The organism is Cylindrospermum stagnale PCC 7417 (assembly GCF_000317535.1).
GTDB lineage: Bacteria > Cyanobacteriota > Cyanobacteriia > Cyanobacteriales > Nostocaceae > Cylindrospermum > Cylindrospermum stagnale.
Genome location: NC_019757.1, coordinates 1,410,522 through 1,427,428, shown reverse-complemented (window position 1 = coordinate 1,427,428; position 16,907 = coordinate 1,410,522). Strand labels below are relative to the sequence as shown.

The following is a 16,907-nucleotide window of genomic DNA, read 5'->3' as shown; positions in this document are numbered from 1 at the left end:
TAGGGTACAAGGTAAGAAATTCATCGTCTGCGGCAGGGCATTCCGTGGACTTAAGACAAAGCTCAACGCCTCTTCAGCAATAGCTGGATTGGTTGAGAAGCCTAAACTGTATGCTTGCATCAGTGTAGGAGTATGTCACTCGAGTAAAACTAATCAACAGACTGGGCCAATGACCCACAACTACAAGTTGTGTTACTCTCTAGCCTACATTCTATTCGCTACTTGACGCTGTTTACGTCTGTTCACAGACTACATGATAACTAAGCCGAAAAAAACTACTCTAACAGGATTGCGTTTGAATATGTAATCTGAAAAAATTTAACAAAAATCAACAAATAAGGTATCGTATTCAACAGGCGAAAGTTTTTATTGCCGCAATTGGTGAAAGAGGAGTTATGAAAACAAGAATCTTTGGTTTGGCTTTAATGTTAAGTTTGGCTACTATTCTCGGAGCCTGCGAAGGTGGTGGAGAACCTGCTGGTACTACCCCTTCTCCTGTTGCTACAGGTGAACCGACTGATACTGGAGCTAGCCCTGCTGCTACTCCTGCTGCTACTCCTGCTGCTACTCCTGCTGCTACTCCTGCTGCTACTCCTGCTGCTACTCCCACTAAGAAACCGTAGCTTGTAGTTTTAATCACATCCACACTAGGTTAGTGACAGCGCTCCTCACTACATACTGCTTGCTCGACTTAATTGGGTTCTGCCGAAAACACCATCACTCTTAATATTGAGGGTGCTAAGTTATCAGTTTAAGTACGGCAGCAACTAGAGGACACTGGTAAAGACGGTTATAACCTCAACCAAGTGTCCACCTAAAAATTAGCCCCTGAAAGAGAAGCACGTTTTTAAGAGGGGTAAGTTAAGTAGAAAAAATCTAGCCTATTTGGGGCAACTTAACTTTTCCAGTTTAAAAAGTGTGAATAAATTCAATACGCTCACTGGCAATTGCTGTTGACCATTCCTTGTAATCTGTTTCACAGATGGATATCAGACATGGTGATGATGCTTAGCTTGCCAGATTTTTATTGGGAAAATTTGCAACTATTTTTCTGGCTTCGGTGCAGCTAGAGCTAGGGCTACTGAAATTTTCTAACTTTGTCGCCGCGTTGTTTCTGTAACCTGCTAGATTAGCTTTATGCTGCTACTACAATTTAGTACATCTCACTATTGTCGCAAAGCCCGTCTAGCACTGGGTTATAAGCGAATCAGTTACAAGATAGAAAATCTTACTCCTGGCTTGCACATCTTGAAAGTGAAGCCGCTGACCGGTTTGACAACATTACCAGTTTTGTTGCCCCAAATTGAGGGACAACAGCAATTGATTACGCGGAGCGCAGCGCCAATGGCGATCGCTGATTCTACCGAAATTTTCAAATTTCTAGAAACTTATCAGCAAGAACCAGCACTATTTTTACCCAACCACGAACAGCAAACTGAAGCCTGGATGCTAGAAGATTGGTTGGACGAAAGTATCGGTACAGCAGCACGGTTTGTGTATTATCAGTTTCGCGCTGGTGAGGGAAAGCAAATCGATCCTTCAGTTTTTAGCCAGATGGTGATCGGCGTAGTGCGACAACAATACCGAATCAACAATGCCACTGTAAAACTAGCTGCAAGTAGGTTGGATACAGCTTTAGAAGAATTATCTAACCGCTGGCGAAAAAGTGATTATTTGGTTGGTAGCAGTCTGAGTGTGGCCGATATTGCCGCAGCTGCCTTGCTGAGTCCTTTAGCGCTCATTCCTCAGTACCGTCAGGCACACCCCTGGCTATTTGAACGGATTGTGCAAGTCCATCAACTCTGTGGTGAGCCATTACCACCAGGTCTCTAAAAATTCTTTCATTCAAAATTCAAAAAAATATTTAACTCAGGACTCAGAACGCAAAAGGACACCGATGAAGCGGATCAGATTTTTTGTTTTGAGCGTCAGCATGATTATTTTAGTGGGTTTGGGTAGCCATTTGGGGGCAGCAGTGAGGGCGTTACCAACCCCAGAGGATACGCCAGAAGAGATCTTGCGGACAGAGATTATTACAGAAGCGCGATCGCCGATTAATGGCGATCGCCTAACTGCCGCTGAATACGCTCAATTGCGATCGCAACTACAAAACAGTCCACCACCAAAACTGAATACCAATGTGCGGGAACAGATATTCTTATTGCGGTTACGGAAGACATTGCTTCAGTTTTTCCCATTTTTAAATTTTTGATAAATTAGTCATTAGTTATTCTTATAGTCTCCATTGCCCTACCGCCCTCATCTCATCCACAGAAAGGAATTGGGACTCATTCTGAGGTAGGATAACGGTGGCAACAAATTGCAAATAAATGTAAAGACATAGATTATAGATTTTAAAAAAGCAAATTTAGCTTCAACCAACAGCAGTACCACACCGTAGTCTCAGACTAAGTATTGGTATAAATATTACAGAAAAGTGAGGAGTCTTACCACCGTAACTAAGCAACGCATCGCGTCGCCAGAGAAGTGGGGTATACGATGAATCACCACTTTTTTTGCAACAAGTCTAAAAGCTTGAAACAGTGTCATAGTCAGGGTTTTTTGGTAAAATCTAATCATTGTAAAGCTGAAAATGCTGGCAATTAAACGACTGAACTTTGACAGAGAAAGAGTATGGGGATAGGTCGCCGACTCCTCCCTGTAAAAGGTCAACTAAATAACATACATCTAAAAATTTCTAAATTTTAGATAGCAGAAAACCACACCTGACCCTTGCGGCGGTGCTGGGATTATGTCACTCAATCACCTTATTTCACGTAGGTAGCTTCATGTCCATGACCACGATCGCCCCTGAACAGGTTAACCGCATCGTTTGGAATCAGCATCATGATCCGTTTGAAATACTGGGTTCTCATCCCATAGACCAAAATGGTAAAACTGTCTGGGCTGTGCGAGCCTACTTACCAAATGCGAGTGCCGCGTGGGTAGTAGTTCCTGAAGAACGCAAAGAATATCCCATGCAAGCAGTGCATGATCCCCACTTTTTTGAATGCATTATTGAAACCGCAGAACTGACAAACTACCAGTTACGGATTAAAGAAGGGGATCATGAGCGAGTCACTTACGACCCTTACGCCTTCCATTCTCCCCGCTTGACAGACTTTGATTTGCATTTGTTTGCTGAAGGTAACCATCACCGAATTTACGAGAAACTAGGAGCACACCTCACGGAAGTAGAGGGCGTTAAAGGCGTTTATTTTGCTGTTTGGGCACCCAATGCCCGTAATGTCTCCCTGCTGGGGGATTTCAACTTCTGGGACGGGCGCAAACACCAAATGCGTAAAGGACAAACCGGCATTTGGGAGTTGTTTATTCCTGAACTGGGTGCGGGTGAACATTACAAATATGAAATCAAAAATTTTGAAGGTCACATTTACGAAAAATCCGATCCCTACGGTTTCCAGCAGGAAGCCCGCCCCAAAACCGCATCCATTGTTACTGACTTAACTGTCCACAACTGGGGCGACGAAGATTGGATGGAGACACGGCGTCACACCGACCCCCTCACCCAACCTGTATCCGTCTACGAAGTGCATTTAGGCTCTTGGTTGCACGCTTCTAGTGGAGAACCAGCTAAACTGCCCAATGGGGAAACTGAAGCTGTAGTTCCCGTTTCTGAACTAAACCCTGGCGCCCGCTTTCTTACCTATCGGGAATTAGCAGACAAGCTCATTCCCTATGTGAAAGAAATGGGATACACTCATCTGGAACTGCTGCCAATCGCCGAACATCCCTTTGATGGTTCTTGGGGTTATCAAGTAACTGGCTACTTTGCCCCCACTTCCCGTTTTGGTAGCCCTGAAGATTTTATGTATTTTGTTGACCAATGTCACCAAAATGGTATTGGCGTGATTGTCGATTGGGTTCCCGGCCACTTCCCCAAAGATGGGCATGGTTTAGCTTTCTTTGATGGTAGTCACCTTTACGAACACGCTGATCCTCGCAAAGGCGAACATAAAGAATGGGGGACTCTAGTATTCAACTACAATCGCCACGAAGTGAAAAACTTCCTGGTAGCCAATGCCATTTTCTGGTTTGATAAGTACCACATTGACGGAATTCGCGTTGATGCTGTAGCCTCAATGCTCTACCTTGACTATTGCCGCAAACCAGGAGAATGGTTGCCCAATCAGTACGGCGGTAGAGAAAACTTGGAAGCAGCGGATTTCTTACGTCAGGTAAATCACCTGCTCTTCAGTTATTTCCCCGGCGTTCTCTCAATTGCCGAAGAATCCACTTCTTGGCCAATGGTATCTTGGCCTACCTACACAGGTGGACTGGGCTTTAACTTAAAGTGGAATATGGGCTGGATGCACGATATGCTGGACTACTTCAGCATGGACCCTTGGTTCCGCCAGTTTCACCAAAACAATATCACCTTTAGTATGTGGTATAACCACAGCGAAAACTTTATGCTGGCTCTGTCCCACGATGAGGTGGTGCATGGCAAGAGCAATATTATCGGTAAAATGCCGGGGGATAGATGGCAGAAGCTCGCTAATGTGCGTTGTTTGTTTAGCTATATGTTCGCTCACCCTGGCAAGAAAACCATGTTTATGAGCATGGAGTTTGGCCAGTGGAGTGAGTGGAATGTCTGGGCTGATTTGGAGTGGCATTTATTCCAGTATGAGCCGCATCAACAGTTGAAACAGTTTTTCCAAGATTTAAACCATCTCTACCGTTCTGAACCAGCGTTGTACACTCTGGATTTTGCTCAGGAAGGGTTTGAGTGGATTGACTGTAGCGATAACCGCCATAGTGTAGTTTCCTTCGTTCGACGCGATAAGGATGCTGACAATTTTGCGATCGTGGTTTGCAATTTTACACCGCAACCCCATTCTCACTATCGAATTGGTGTACCAGAAAAGGGATTTTATACTGAGTTGTTCAATAGCGATGCTCGTCAATATGGCGGTAGCAATATGGGCAATTTAGGCGGTAAGTGGACTGATGATTGGTCTTTGCACAATCGTCCTTATTCACTAGATTTGTGTTTACCTCCTTTGGGTGTGTTGATTCTCAAGTTAGATAAGCAGAAGACAGCAGCAGTGATGGAATAACAGTTGAATTTATCCACATAAATTACAAATTTGTAAAGGCACAGCATTGCTGTGCCTTTACGTTTGTTGGAATGTAATTAATTGAGGATTGCATAATTTGCGTAGGCTTACTGTCGTAGACATCGCCTATTCAAAGCTACTCAGCCCAGTTCTCTAATAACAGTGCAGGAATGCGAGAGAACTCTCTGACATAGTCCACGTGTAAACTTTTGGTTATGGGTACTTTGTGAGATGGCGATCGCAGATTTTAACCAAACACTAAGAATTGATCCGCAGTCTGTAGATGCCTACTATAATCGGGGACTTGCCTATTTTAAACAAAGAAATCCCCAGGCAGCTATCAAAGACTTTAACCAAGCAATAAGGATTAATCGCAACCTAGCTGATGCCTACGGGAACCGGGGACTTGCCCAATATACTTTAGGAGATCAGACTAGTGCTATTGCAGATCTAGAGCAAGCTGCAAGACTTTTTCGTCAGCAAGGGAATACCCAAAGTTATCAACAAACACAAACCCTGATCCAGCAGGTGCGGCAGTAGCTAGTTGTGCAGCGCGAAATTCTGCGCGATTCCTTAATCCCAGTAACAAACGAATGATGATCATACCTATTAGGTGATTAACATAACATTTTAGTTTTTACTACTGTGCCAATCTGTATATTTCTGAGTTAGGTAGAATTCATAAAAAAAATTATAAATCTTTGGTATTTATGTTCCAAAGTCTCTTGACCTGCATATAGTTAATCGGATAGCCTTAGCGTTCAGATGCGCTTTCTCAAAAAACCGATGAATAGAAAATTAATACTTAGTTTACTATCTAGCTCCACAATTTTTACTTCTCTAATGTCTACGCTGGCGTTAGTGAATCCTGCCCATGCAAGCCAACCAGTTCTCCGACTAAAAAATGGTGAAGCCTGTATACGGCATCCACATATTAGCTACGACCAGTTTGTCTGCATCCGGAATACACCAACAAATCAATTGTCTCGCTCTACACCTGCATCTAGAGTTAACTCAGCACAGCCATCTGACAAAAATATTGCGATGTTAGACTTTACTGAAGCGGAAAGTAATAAGGCGATCACTGTATTTGGCTGTGACTGCCCATATTGTATAAATGCTTTACGTACCATGCAAGGTAGTCAACCTTTAGTGTATTAGGTTTTTAGAGCGCTTGTCGCTATCACCACAACTTCAAAATTCCTTTTGTCTATATTTCATTTGGGCAGAATTTGGCATCAAAGCCCAATTGGAAGCCAGATAAAAAAACTTAAAGATTTGTTTGATGACTAGCGACAGCATTGTACCGAAAGGTCAGTGCAGGTAGTTCACTCCATCACTTCATTCACCGGGAATCGATCAATTAGTTGCATAGCCCGATAAGCATTGCGCTGCAAAGAATCCGGCAAATTGGGAACATGGGGAATCTGGGATAATAAATCCAACGTCCGGCGTAAAAGTCTCACCACATCCCCCTCATCCAAGGTGGTATTTTCGCACAGTTCTATCCACTCCATTCCCAGTGCCCACTGTTCGACGATCGCAATTAACTCAAATTCCAACCAAATAGGCAAGGCGACATTATAGCGCCGTTGAACTTGGAACATTTGACGGCGAATTCCCCGCAGTTTGGCCAAAGCCTCTGCCACCTCATTACTGAGTTCATAGCGCACCTTACTATCAGGACGGGGGGTTTCTGTGACTAAAGCCGCCGCAGCTGCTGCTAAATGGTGCGGATCTAAGTTGTCCAATTCACCACTAGCGAAGACTAAACCGATCCACAATTCATTCTCGCCGCGAATTGCCGCCGCGATTTGCCCCAATGTCGTAGGCACCAAGTTATCCAAACCACCAAATTGCTGCAAAATTTCAATTAAACTGAGAAACTCTTCCCAATGACGTTGGGACTGTTGACCTACCCGCCCTTCTAACTCTTCGATTTCGGCTTCTAATTCAATGCAGCGTGCTCTGCGTTTGAATATAGCCGCAGCATTACCAGCTTCATGTAAAGGGTGAGTTTCTAATTGCTCTTGAACAGCAGTAACACGAGAAAGTTGTGCAGCCACTTCCGGAGACGTAGGCAAAAACTCCTCAGGATCGGGTATGCATTGTGCAATGGCGGCGGTTTCTTCGTTACCACGGATAGACTGTCCTCTTTTCAAGGGCAGTTCTGACGGTGGTAGCATATCAGGCGGCACCTCCACCCGTGGCAGTTCAGCATACAAATCAACGACATCTACAGAGGTTGCCACATACCAACGGTTATCTCGCCCCAAGCATACCAAGTAAGGGCTTTGACCAGCAGCAATCGGACTTTTAGCAACTAATACAGCGGTAATGGGCAAAGTTGCCGTGATGTTCTTGTCTTTGAGACTCAGCAATGTTCCGGAAACTGCAAAGTCCAGCATCATCACCAACTGTTCCTGTCTGTCTTTCTGTGCTTGCTCTTGTAGAGTTCTTAATATCTGGCGTTCTACTTTCAAGCGTTGCCGCAATTTCTCATACACAGCCAGTTCTTTTTCATCAACTGCGGCGATTTGTTCCTGGAGTTGGGTTAATTCTGCTTGGATTTCCGCAATTTCCTCATAATCTGGTCTTAAATGTAAGGTTGCCATATATTGACCAAAGCTGCGTTCTATCAGTTCTCTGGTTTGGTCTAGGGTGTGGGTTTGTAGTAAGTTGAGCACCATGCCGTAGCTGGGCGTAAACTGGCTCACTAGAGGATCTGCCTCAGATGTAGCTAAATAAGCCGCTTCTTTGGCTCCTTCAAAGGGAGTTTGGACTGTCACCACATGACCTTGAAGATCCATCCCCCGGCGACCAGCCCGGCCTGACATTTGCAGGAATTCGGAAGCTTTTAATAGACGGTGCCCGTTGTCGGTACGTTTGGAAAGGGTGGAAATAACTGTTGTCCGGGCGGGCATATTAATTCCCGCTGCCAGAGTCTCGGTGGCGAAAACTACTTTAATCAGCCCCTGCTGGAATAGTTCTTCTACCAAGACTTTCCATGCAGGTAAAATCCCAGCATGGTGAGCGGCAATTCCGCGATATAGGGGCGCAATTTGTCCAGAACGCCCAGCTTCGGGATTACGGCTTAAAAAATCATCAATTTGTCGCCGCAATATTTGGGACTCATCATTATTTACCAACCATAAATCACCCACTTCTGCCACGGCTTTATCGCATCCCCGGCGGCTGAAAATAAAGTAAATTGCTGGCAGCATATCCCGTTGCTCTAGTTGGCTCAGGGTATAAATAATGCCGGGAGCTTCTGGTCTACCAGTTCTACCATGCTCAAATTTACCTTTTTTCCCGCTTCGCTTCGATAACCGGGCGTTAATTTTGGTTTTGGTTTCATTCAGCAGGGGAAATAACCCCTTGGGATTGCAAAAGTGAAATTCCAAGGGTACTGGGCGAAAATCGGAGTAAATTAGGTCTGTGGGACCATGAACCCGATTTAGCCAGTCTGTGAGTTGATCGCTGTTGGCAACTGTGGCGGAAAGGGCGACAAGTTGGACTTCACGGGGGCAATAGATAATTGATTCTTCCCAAACTGTACCCCGTTGGCGATCGTTCATGTAGTGGCACTCATCTAGCACCACTGCTTCTACATCTACTAATGAGATGCCAACTTGCCCTATGGGTGTGCCATAGAGCATATTTCGGAAAATTTCTGTGGTCATCACCAAAATTGGTGCTTCTCTGTTAATGGAGGCATCTCCAGTTAACAGTCCAACTTGATCTGACCCAAATTTTTCCCGAAAGTCACGTAGTTTTTGATTTGATAACGCTTTTAGAGGTGTTGTGTAAAATACGCGTTTTCCTCGCGACAGGGCGCGATAAATGGCGTATTCCCCTACCAATGTTTTGCCTGAACCGGTGGGCGCACATACAACTACTGAGCGTCCAGCATTTAAGGAGGCGATCGCATCCTGCTGGAATTGATCTAGTTCAAAGGGAAAAACTGACCCAAGGTCAAGTTCTGGAGACGGCGCAGGATAATTCACTCAAATACATTTGCAACCGGACTATTTACTATCATAACGTTATTAGTGATGTGCTACGTTGTCGCTATATTCTCCTACGATTGGTTGCCTTACAATGGACACTAAACATTGAAATTGGGAGGCAGGCGATGAATACTACGGATAATTCCCCAAGGTCGGATAGGCCGTCGGAGGTTTTAGTATCTGTAGCAGAGTTACAGAGTCAGCTTAATGACTTACTCAAGCAACTATCTCCAGAGCGATTACAGGTGCTTACTGATTTTGCGGCTTACTTAGTAAATGCTGAAAGCGAAGTTGCAACCCAAGAACTTTTGGCAATTCCTGGATTGCTAGAGCGAGTTAAGCAAAATCAAACAACCCCCAAAACCGATTTCACAAACTGGAGAACCCTTCGCTCTGATGTATGAAGTTCTTCTCCATCCCGATGCTCAAAAGGTTTATGTCAATGCTGACAAAGCCCTAGCGAAGAAAATTGCCCGATGTTTACAGCAGCTAGAGCAAACTCCCCAGTCGCACCCCAATATCAAAGCCCTCAAGGGAGACTATACAGGGTACTATCGTTACCGAATCGGGGATTACAGGGTTATCTATTCGATAGAGGATAAACTGGTGCAGGTATTTGTTATAGCGATCGCTCATCGCAGCGAAGTATACGAACCGTGAATGCGATTTGGTGAGCCTACTGGTGATTCGGATAAACAACCTTACCTATCAGCCTTTCCCTAATTCTTGCGCCCGTGCTGCGGCTACTTTGACAGCTTCAATTAAAGCTGAACGAAAACCTGCTCGTTCTAGTTGAGCAACGCCGGCTATTGTTGTCCCCCCAGGACTGGTAACACGGTCTTTGAGTTCTGCGGGATGCAGTTTGCTCTCCTGTAAAAGCTTCGCTGTTCCTAATACAGTTTGCAAGGCTAATTGATTGGCAACTGCTCTAGGTAAACCTGCGGCTACTCCCCCATCAGCGAGTGCTTCTATCATCAGTGCCACATAAGCCGGGCCACTACCCGATAGTCCTGTCACCGCATCCATCAGCATTTCAGTAACTTCTACGACTTCCCCCACCGCCGAAAAAATTTGCTGTGCTATTTGCTGGTGCTTGGCGTTGGTGTAAGCACCTAAACAAATCGCCGTCACTCCTGCTCCCACGGTGGCCGGAGTATTAGGCATGGCTCTAATAACTGGCATTTGGGGAAAGGCAGCTTCTAGCTGATTTAAAGGCACACCCGCTAAGATGGAAATCACTAGAGGCGAGTGTTCTGTAGCCGTAATCTCTGCTAATTCTTGTGCGATCGCACTAAACACCTGGGGTTTCACTGCCAACATCACTACTTCCGTGGCCCGCTCGAAAACCAGGTGATTATCTGCCGTGACAGCTACCTCGTATTGCTGCTGGAAAAAATGCTGACGCGAGGATTGCGGCTCACTAACTATAACTTCTGATGCTTGATAAATACCCCGGACAATAAGGCGGGATAAGAGCGCTTCTCCCATTACCCCGCCACCAATTAAGCCAAATTTAATAGTCATTCGTTCGTAGTCATTGGTCATTGGTCATTAGTCATTAGGACAAAAGACTAAGGACTAAGGACTAAAGACTAATTTAACTTTATTGTGCCATCCGATTTGCTTCGTTGCCCCAATTTTGATTTTGACCTGTGGGACGAGAGGGACGTACTGGGGGTTGCGGTACTTCATGCAAGAACCCGCCCTGAGTACTTACTTGTACGCAGCTTGGTGTAAACAAAAAGATGCTTTCACCAATGCGCTCTTGATGCCCATCTAGTGCATACGTGCCACCAGCGACAAAATCTACTGCCCGTTGAGCTTGATCCGGGTCCATAATAGTTAAATTTAATACTACAGACTTGCGCTCACGCAATGCTTGAATTGCCTGAGGCATTTCTTCAAAAGTTCGTGGTTCAAGCACTAAAACTTCAGAAATTCCATTAATTGCTCCGGGCATACCAATAACATTACTCATAGGCTTTGGTCCTGTGGCTACATCATCTCCCATTGTAGGCATGGGTTCCCGCCAACGTCGATTTTGTGGCGCTGCTTCCTGTGGTGCTGGTTGGGTATTCTCTTGCTGATACAGATTTTGGTAGCCTTCTGTATCTGCCTCTTCTTCATAGTACTCGTATTCTACTTGCTCATTCAAACCCACAAAGTCCCTGAGTTTGGAAAATATATTATTCATTTTGTAAGCTCCTAGTGCAAACGACCTTAATTAGTCTGGCTGTAACCTTTTATAGCCAGTTATGAACCCTACGGTGGCTGGAATGACTCAGCAAGTTTATTGCTGCGAGTAAACTCTATTACAAGTCTTGGTGGTGAACGGGCGCTTTTAAAAAGGACTGAACACTACCTGGATACAACAATGAGTCAAGATTATATCCTAAGGATTGTCTTCAGCAAAGTTCCTTTCACCCATTTTGTCTTAGTGATTACTTTTGTCAATACTAGTCAATACTATATCTTTTGACACTTATTCGACGAGCGTGTATCGAATTGTTATGTAATTCCTTCTCGGCTTTTATTATACTTATGCCTAAGCTGTTGATAAAAATACTAGAAGCGCTGGCCAAACAAGATTGTTCCTAATCGTACCATCGTCGCACCAGCTTGCACTGCTAATTGGTAATCGCCTGACATTCCCATTGAAAGGTGCTGCATTTTCATGTGCGACCAGTTTTGTGCTTTGATTTCTTTTGCCAGTTGAGCAGTACGATTAAACACATCCAAAGTTTCCGCAGCATCCAAGCCAGCCCGGGGAATTGTCATCAAACCCTGAATTTGTAAATTTTTATATTGATTAAGTTTATTTAAGTCTGCTAATAGTTCTGGTACATTCCAACCAGACTTGTTGGCATCAGAGAGAATTTTCACTTGTAGGCAAACCTGGGGACTCACTCCCAACTGTGACGCCAATTGATTTAAGCGTTCGGCCAGTTGCAAATTATCTACAGAGTGAATCCACTGAAATTGTTCTAGGGCTTTTTTGGCTTTATTGCTTTGCAAATGTCCAATCAAGTGCCAGGTAACATCTGATAAGTCTTGCAACTCGGCTTGTTTCCTGGCGGCTTCTTGGATGCGACTCTCTCCAAAGTCGCGAACTCCGGCGGCGTAGGCGTACCGCATCAGTTCAGCGGGAACTGTCTTTGTGACTGCAATTACCCGCACTGAACTAGGGAGAGAGCCACAAATGGTGGCAATATGTTCGATTAGCGAACTACTCATTGGAATGTGCGTTGGAAAATACTCTGAAGCAGATCGTACTCCTGGGATTGTCCAGTGCGACGCATAGTACGTAAACGATTTTCCAGCATCATTCTCGCCTCAGTACGTCCTATCGGCTGAAATTTAACACCTTTAACGTCATTGGCTACTAAAAAAAATAAACGTTGGGCATAAAGTGTTGTAAACAGATCCTGGCTATCATCTACCATGCAGATTTTGTAGAGTAAACCCCAAGTTGGATGATTTATGTAAGTTTCCGAGCTTTCTGGATTCATTTAATAGTCAAGGTGGGATTATATATATCTCTTCGCAGTCAAAGACCAACATTCAGACGATAATACCAATATTCGTCAGAATATTTGCTGAAAATGCGAGACTCACGACGGCTTGCCGTTGAACGGCTCTTGTGGAGACCTTGATCTAGTTTGTCGTTGGTAGATGAGGTTAGCAGCAGTGGGGAAGAAACAATAGAGGCGATCGCATTCTGCCAAGGATAAATCACAATCAAAAGCCATACAGAACTTTGCTTAGAGGCAGCACGACGATGATTGTTAACATTTGTTAACGGTAAAAGCTAACCCTTAAATTTCCCTTTGCACAGACTTGTCTCTATCCTGCCATAACTATCGCTTTCTGGCACAAAATAGGTAATTTAGCTGGGGGTAGGGGAGTAGGATGTATCCATGCGCTCTTCTGATGTGGCTGAATAGTGAGATGAAATATCGTGATTAGAGTAATCGACAAAATAAATTATCCCTACGCACTGTCTTGGTAACATAAATAAAGTCTGCCTGGACAGACTAAATACCTAAGAATTCCTGTAGGTTTTGAAGGAATGAAATAGCCTTAAACCCAAAAGAATTATCGGACTTCTGTACCGATCGCAATTCGCACTCCCCAGAATAAGATTAAAGTGGCAATAGCCAGCCAATCACGTGCTTTTAGTTTTAAATCTTGCCACTGCACTCGATGTTCGTTGGGACTGGTAAAACCCCGCACAATCATGGCATTAGCCATTTGATCTGCCCTTAAGAGCAGATTTTCTAACAATCTCTCGGCTACAGTCATCCAAACCTTGACTGCTCCTTTCAATCCCAGCTTTTTCCAATTAATTGCCCTTGTCATCACAGAACGAACTAAATTTTGCACTTCTTCTAAAACTAGAGGGATAAACCGCAAGGATAAAGTTAAAGTCAGAGTTAGTTCTGTGACAGGCAAATTAAACCGTCGCAGGGGTTGCATTAAGCTTTCCATCCCAGATGTAATTTCTTCTGGTGCCGTTGTTAGCAAATACAAGTTAGTGCTGTAAATCAAGGTAAAAACTATTGAACTCAGGCTGATGGCTAAATCTAAAGAGCGGCGAGTTACTCTGACCGGGCCTTTATGAAACAGCACGTAGCTATATTTTTTGTTACTACTTGCTGAGTCTGGCACAACAGGGGAACTTTTAGCGGTTGATGGCGGGTTCAAGATTTGTTCGCTTGCTGGTAAGCGTGACTGATAATCTACACCTAGTCCATCAGGACTCATAGTAGCGATCGCTAAAACCATCAAGGATAATATCAACAGCCAGCCCATTTGCTGTTGCCATACTCTCCAAGGAATTCTTGCCGTTAATGTAATTATAATTAATAGCAATACCAGTAGCACCCGCCAATAGTTGTTAGCAAAGCTATAGCTGGTAAGGAAGCTCATCAACCAGACAAACTTAACTCGCGGATCGAGTTTATGTAGCCAAGTTAAAGGTTGTTCTAAGTAAAGCCCAAGTGGTAGCGATCGCAGTAAATCCATTTTTAGTCATTAGTCATTAGTCATTAGTCATTAGTCATTAGTCATTAGTCATTAGTCATTAGTCATTAGTCATTAGTCATTAGTCATTAGTCATTAGTCATTAGTCATTAGTCATTAGTCATTAGTCAGTTATACATACAAAACCCGCTTGGGCGGGTTTCAAAATGTTTAAGTCCGCGCAGGCGGACTTGGTTCTGGTAGCCGCGACTTCTAGTCGTTAGGCATTTTTGCTATTTTACACGGGTTGCACGATTGACATTTCCACCTTCCATATCCCGGACTTTTTTACTCCGCCAAAGTAAACGAATCGGGGTACCTTTAAACCCTAATTGTTGCCGGAATTGTCTTTCTATGTAGCGGCGATAATTTTCGTTAAAGCGTTTGGCTTCGTTGACAAATAGGGCGATTGTTGGTGGTTGCGAAGTTACTTGCGTACCATAATAAATCTTGCCCTGACGCCCACCCCGTGAGGCTGGTGGTGAATGCCAACTAACTGCATCTGTGAGGACTTCGTTAATTACTGATGTGCTAACACGACGTTTGTGTGCCTCAGCTGCCTGATTCACTAATTCTAAAACCTTTTCTACCCGTTGTCCTGTTAAGGCACTGACAAAAATAGTGTCTGCCCATTCAGTAAAATGTAGTCGCTCTTGTAGAGCTTTTTCGTAGTCGTAGATGGTGTAAGAGTCTTTTTCGACAGTATCCCACTTATTGACGACGATAATGCAAGCTCGTCCTTCTTCGAGAATTCGCCCAGCTAATTTTTGGTCTTGCTCGGTGGCTCCATCTTGGGCGTCTAGTACTAATAAAACCACATCGGCGCGACGAATCGCTTTGAATGCGCGGTTAATACTAAAGAACTCTGTGCCGTATTCGATGTGTTTCTTTTTGCGAATACCAGCGGTGTCAATCAAGCGGTAGGTTTGCCCATTCCGTTCGACGACGGTATCAATGGCGTCACGGGTTGTGCCGGAAATTGGGCTGACGATCGCTCTTTCTTCGCCGACAAACACATTCAATAAGCTGGATTTACCGACATTTGGGCGGCCGATAATCGCGACTTTGATGACATTAGTTTCTGGTTCATCCTCAACGGCGGGGATGTGCTGAACTAACTCGTCGAGTAATTCTCCAGTACCGCTACCATGAATCGCCGAGATGGGAAAAGGTTCACCTAATCCCAATCCCCAAAAATCGGCAGCTTGCATTGCGCCTTGATCGGGGGATTCACATTTATTCACAGCTAGCAAAACAGGTACCGATTGTTGGCGCAACCACCCAGCAATTTCTTCATCTGCTGGTGTGGGGCCTGTTTGCCCATCGACGACAAAAATCGCGGCACAAGCTTCTGCAAGAGCGATTAATGCCTGTTGGCGAATCAGGGGGAGAAATTCGGTATCGTCGTTAAAGACTAAGCCCCCTGTGTCTACGACCATAAATTCGCGATCGTTCCAGAAAGATGGCATGTAAGTGCGATCGCGTGTCACACCCGGTTCGTCATGAACAATCGCCGTTTGTTCCCCGGCGAGACGATTAACCAGAGTGGATTTGCCCACATTTGGGCGTCCGATAATTGCAACGATTGGCAGTCCCATTCAAAAAATTCCGTAGTGCTGACTTACTGAGTGCTGAGTATTTCTCTAAAAATAAACTTGCAGTATTGAAAAAGCTAGCTTTTCAAACTTTTTGTGCTGAGTATTGGAGTTATTATTTTTACTCAACACTCATTACTCAGCACTGTTTTAGTGAGAGAGGTAGTATATCACGCCTTTCTATTGTAGCTACTTTAATTCTTTCTTTAATTTTCTCACCTCAATGGTGATTAACCGCCAAATTTAAAGAAATATGTCAACCAAAAATTTGGTAGTCACGTCGCGGGAGATGATACCTTGAAAAGTCGTATGTGGCTCAAAAAAGCTAGCAGATCAACCGTTCGATGTTTAACATGGACTTTTCTGCTAGGCTGCTGTATTTTACTATACGCCAAATTGATTGAACCAAATTGGATTGAGATAAATTCTTTACAACTGACCCTACCCCATCTCTCTCCAGAATTTAACGGCTATCGCATTGTGCTTATCAGCGATATTCATCGAGACAAATGGATGAACCAACGGCGTTTACAGCGGATTGTGCGTTTAGTAAACCAACAAAAAGCAGACTTAGTAGTGATTACAGGTGATTTAGTTACTCGAAATTCGTCAGAATTAATCCCAACTATCAAGGTTCCCTTGAGTCAAATTACTGCTAAAGATCAAATTGTGGCAATATTGGGTAATCATGACTACGAGAACGACACAAAAGCGATTATCCGAACCTTGGTACAAAGCGGTATAGTCTACATCAATAATGGTGTTTATACCTTACAGCGGGGCCGTGCGATGTTGCATATTGCTGGGTTAGATGATATCTGGAGAGGTACACCCCGCTTGGATTTGGTAATGCAGCAGTTACCCAATCAAGGGGCAGCAATTTTATTAGTCCACGAACCAGATTTTGCGGATACCAGCGCTGCTACGGGGCGGTTTGATTTGCAGCTATCGGGACATTCCCACGGTGGACAGATGCGCTTACCTTTTTTCAAACCGCTGATTTTACCGTCTTTGGGTGAAAAGTATTATGCGGGACGCTATCAGGTGGGAAATATGATTCAATACACCAACAGAGGGCTGGGTATGACTGCCAAGCATCTCCGATTTGGTGCCCGTCCTGAGATTACAGTATTTACTTTGGTTGCACCGAAATCATAACTCGCTTTGCGTCCACCCATTTCACACTGCTACATTTTGCA

General features: G+C 44.3%; 16 protein-coding genes and 1 pseudogene. 9 read left to right on the top strand and 8 right to left on the bottom strand.

Annotated features, from left to right (window positions below):
* Nucleotides 1-395 precede the first annotated feature (395 nt).
* The 6 genes and pseudogenes from CYLST_RS05885 (at nt 396) to CYLST_RS05860 (ending at nt 6,242) form a co-directional block, all read left to right on the top strand.
* Nucleotides 396-623 carry a hypothetical protein gene (locus CYLST_RS05885; RefSeq protein ID WP_015206789.1) on the top strand — a complete coding sequence of 76 codons (228 nt, stop codon included), beginning with the start codon at nt 396-398 and terminating at the stop codon, nt 621-623.
* Nucleotides 624-1,137: 514 nt separating this feature from the next.
* Nucleotides 1,138-1,833 (top strand): glutathione S-transferase family protein, encoded by a 696-nt coding sequence (locus tag CYLST_RS05880; protein ID WP_015206788.1) that lies wholly within the window; start codon nt 1,138-1,140, stop codon nt 1,831-1,833.
* Nucleotides 1,834-1,897: 64 nt separating this feature from the next.
* Nucleotides 1,898-2,212 (top strand): hypothetical protein, encoded by a 315-nt coding sequence (locus CYLST_RS05875; protein WP_015206787.1) that lies wholly within the window; start codon nt 1,898-1,900, stop codon nt 2,210-2,212.
* 577 nt (nt 2,213-2,789) lie between these two features.
* Nucleotides 2,790-5,081 carry a 1,4-alpha-glucan branching enzyme gene (gene glgB / locus CYLST_RS05870; RefSeq protein WP_015206786.1) on the top strand — a complete coding sequence of 764 codons (2,292 nt, stop codon included), beginning with the start codon at nt 2,790-2,792 and terminating at the stop codon, nt 5,079-5,081.
* A gap of 228 nt (nt 5,082-5,309) precedes the next feature.
* Nucleotides 5,310-5,621, top strand: a pseudogene (locus CYLST_RS05865) (tetratricopeptide repeat protein); the annotation flags it as partial.
* Nucleotides 5,622-5,867: 246 nt separating this feature from the next.
* The gene (locus CYLST_RS05860; RefSeq protein ID WP_041233458.1) at nt 5,868-6,242 is read left to right on the top strand and encodes a hypothetical protein; all 375 of its coding nucleotides are present in this window, start codon (nt 5,868-5,870) and stop codon (nt 6,240-6,242) included.
* Nucleotides 6,243-6,409: 167 nt separating this feature from the next.
* Here the strand turns inward: CYLST_RS05860 and CYLST_RS05855 are convergent, their stop codons facing one another.
* The gene (locus tag CYLST_RS05855; RefSeq protein ID WP_015206783.1) at nt 6,410-9,088 is read right to left on the bottom strand and encodes a DEAD/DEAH box helicase; all 2,679 of its coding nucleotides are present in this window, start codon (nt 9,086-9,088) and stop codon (nt 6,410-6,412) included.
* Between the two features lie 128 nt (nt 9,089-9,216).
* On the opposite strand from CYLST_RS05855, the gene CYLST_RS05850 reads away from it, so the two are divergent.
* Nucleotides 9,217-9,495: a hypothetical protein gene (locus CYLST_RS05850; protein WP_015206782.1), complete on the top strand. Its 279-nt coding sequence runs from the start codon at nt 9,217-9,219 to the stop codon at nt 9,493-9,495.
* A complete protein-coding gene (locus CYLST_RS05845) occupies nt 9,488-9,751 on the top strand; it encodes a type II toxin-antitoxin system RelE family toxin (protein WP_015206781.1) in 264 nt (87 codons plus the stop codon). Before CYLST_RS05850 ends, CYLST_RS05845 begins: the two co-directional genes overlap by 8 nt.
* Before the next feature lie 48 nt (nt 9,752-9,799).
* Here CYLST_RS05845 and proC read toward each other — a convergent pair whose 3' ends face one another.
* The 7 genes from proC to der all read right to left on the bottom strand — a co-directional run bounded on the left by proC (nt 9,800) and on the right by der (nt 15,711).
* The gene (proC, locus tag CYLST_RS05840; RefSeq protein ID WP_041233457.1) at nt 9,800-10,615 is read right to left on the bottom strand and encodes a pyrroline-5-carboxylate reductase; all 816 of its coding nucleotides are present in this window, start codon (nt 10,613-10,615) and stop codon (nt 9,800-9,802) included.
* 79 nt (nt 10,616-10,694) lie between these two features.
* Complete coding sequence (locus CYLST_RS05835) at nt 10,695-11,285, bottom strand: cell division protein SepF (RefSeq protein ID WP_015206779.1); 591 nt, start codon at nt 11,283-11,285, stop codon at nt 10,695-10,697.
* 371 nt (nt 11,286-11,656) lie between these two features.
* Complete coding sequence (locus CYLST_RS05830) at nt 11,657-12,325, bottom strand: YggS family pyridoxal phosphate-dependent enzyme (RefSeq protein ID WP_015206778.1); 669 nt, start codon at nt 12,323-12,325, stop codon at nt 11,657-11,659.
* On the bottom strand, nt 12,322-12,600 hold the full coding sequence (gene pipX / locus CYLST_RS05825) for a transcriptional coactivator PipX (protein WP_015206777.1): 279 nt from the start codon (nt 12,598-12,600) through the stop codon (nt 12,322-12,324). The genes CYLST_RS05830 and pipX overlap by 4 nt, the downstream gene beginning before the upstream one ends.
* Nucleotides 12,601-12,638: 38 nt before the next feature.
* Nucleotides 12,639-12,833 (bottom strand): hypothetical protein, encoded by a 195-nt coding sequence (locus CYLST_RS34210; protein WP_157162536.1) that lies wholly within the window; start codon nt 12,831-12,833, stop codon nt 12,639-12,641.
* Between the two features lie 353 nt (nt 12,834-13,186).
* Nucleotides 13,187-14,116 carry an energy-coupling factor transporter transmembrane component T family protein gene (locus CYLST_RS05820; protein ID WP_015206776.1) on the bottom strand — a complete coding sequence of 310 codons (930 nt, stop codon included), beginning with the start codon at nt 14,114-14,116 and terminating at the stop codon, nt 13,187-13,189.
* Nucleotides 14,117-14,346: 230 nt separating this feature from the next.
* Nucleotides 14,347-15,711 (bottom strand): ribosome biogenesis GTPase Der, encoded by a 1,365-nt coding sequence (gene der / locus CYLST_RS05815; protein WP_015206775.1) that lies wholly within the window; start codon nt 15,709-15,711, stop codon nt 14,347-14,349.
* A gap of 306 nt (nt 15,712-16,017) precedes the next feature.
* Between der and CYLST_RS05810 the strand changes: the two genes are divergently transcribed.
* Nucleotides 16,018-16,866: a metallophosphoesterase gene (locus CYLST_RS05810; protein ID WP_015206774.1), complete on the top strand. Its 849-nt coding sequence runs from the start codon at nt 16,018-16,020 to the stop codon at nt 16,864-16,866.
* Nucleotides 16,867-16,907 lie beyond the last annotated feature (41 nt).